This is a genomic window from Piscinibacter defluvii (assembly GCF_004011805.1).
Taxonomy (GTDB): Bacteria; Pseudomonadota; Gammaproteobacteria; order Burkholderiales; family Burkholderiaceae_C; genus Piscinibacter; species Piscinibacter defluvii.
The window spans coordinates 1-1436 of the sequence record NZ_RCHJ01000108.1 but is presented as its reverse complement, the minus strand read 5'-3'; the positions used below and the strand labels follow the sequence as shown (position 1 = coordinate 1436).

Annotated in this window: 2 protein-coding genes; both read left to right on the top strand. The window is 62.9% G+C overall.

Going from position 1 to position 1436, the window contains the following annotated elements:
* Window positions 1-35: 35 nt before the first annotated feature.
* Window positions 36-452, top strand: a complete 417-nt coding sequence (locus D9C15_RS33085) for a DUF3052 family protein (protein WP_164886977.1) — start codon at window positions 36-38, stop codon at window positions 450-452.
* Between the two features lie 130 nt (window positions 453-582).
* Window positions 583-1131: an Imm52 family immunity protein gene (locus D9C15_RS34685; RefSeq protein WP_375138838.1), complete on the top strand. Its 549-nt coding sequence runs from the start codon at window positions 583-585 to the stop codon at window positions 1129-1131.
* Window positions 1132-1436: the final 305 nt, after the last annotated feature.

Below are 1436 nucleotides of genomic sequence, written 5' to 3'. Positions count from 1 at the left end.
CTCAGCTCAAACGTTAGGCCTCACAGGGAAACGCCGTGCCGGTCGGGTACTCAGGAACGCCGCTGCTCAAGAAGCTCGGGCTGAAAGAGACGACCCGCCTGGTCGTGATCAACGAGCCCGCAGAGTACGCCGCGCTACTCGGGCCGCTGCCGAAGGGTTTGGAAAGACAGAGCGCACCGTCGAAGACAACCAACCTCGTTCATGTCTTCGTTACCAAGCGGCAAGAGCTGGCGCGCAGTCTCGCAGCGCTCAGAAGCAAACTCAACGCCGATGCAGCCGTCTGGATCTCGTGGCCGAAGAAGTCTTCCAAGGTTCCGAGCGAGGTCACCGAAGACACCATTCGCGAAATCGCCCTTCCGCTCGGGTTCGTGGACATCAAGGTCTGCGCGGTCAGCGAAGTGTGGTCGGGCCTCAAGCTCACCGTCCGCAAGGAGTTGCGCAGCAACGAGTGAGGCCTAACCCTTCGCTCGAGGCGACCCTCCACGGCTTGGCACTTGGGCCGCGAGGCCGTGGTGCATATCATCGGCCTCGCGGCCCAAGCGCCAATCCGCGGCGGTCGCCTCAGCTCAAACGTTAGGCCGCATGCAACTATCGGATCGTGCCCTCGTGGCCTTGTACTGGGAGGCGCGCGCAGCCTCGCCACAGTTGGCCGCTCAAGCGCTGCTTCCCGCATTCATTGCAATGCAGGAGGCGGGTCTCGGCACGTTCTTTCTGAAGGCACGCTCGCGCAAACGCGCCGAGTCGACAGCCTTCGTCCCTTCTCTCTCATCCCTCGGCAAGTTGCTTGCGCGAGGCGTGAACCGTCGAGACCTCGACGGGGGAACTATTCCTGAGCTTGGCCTTTCCGCCAGCCTTTGGTCAGGTGGCCCCGACGAAGAGTCCTTCCACCTTTCCGTTCACGTTGGCAGTACCTCGCCACACGCAAAGAACTGCCTCCTACTTGAACTTCCAGCGTCTGGCCCGTTTGCACTACACCGGCAACCGGCCAAAGTGCAAGCGCTCTTCGCCAAGCTCGTGGAGGTTCTGAACCCAAGCCAAGGCGTGGTGTGCGAGCCGAGTGCTATCCGTTGGGATGGAGCAGCCCTGTCGCCAGGCATCCCCAGCCTCGTGCAGTACAAGAATGCGGCCTAACCCTTCGCTCGAGCGGACGGCCAACGGCATGGCACACTGGCCGCGAGGCGCCGCGGTACATGTTGCACCTCGCGGCCAGTGCGCCACGCCGTTGGCCGCCGCTCAGCTCAAACGTTAGGCGTCGGACCACCCCAAATGACCATCTGCGCACCAAGCGTCTACGTCAGACACACCGGAACCCGCAAGGGCCGCGGGGCCTACGCCGCACGAGCTCACGTCGCCGGCGAGTTGGTTGAGTCTTGCCCTGTGATCCTGCTGTCCAACGCCTATGCGTCTATCCCGGAGGAAGTGCGCAGCTTGTTGTT

Coding starts and splice junctions, on each gene's coding strand:
- D9C15_RS34685 (WP_375138838.1), top strand. CDS start 583: ATGCAACTATCGGATCGTGCCCTCGTGGCCTTGTACTGGGAGGCGCGC.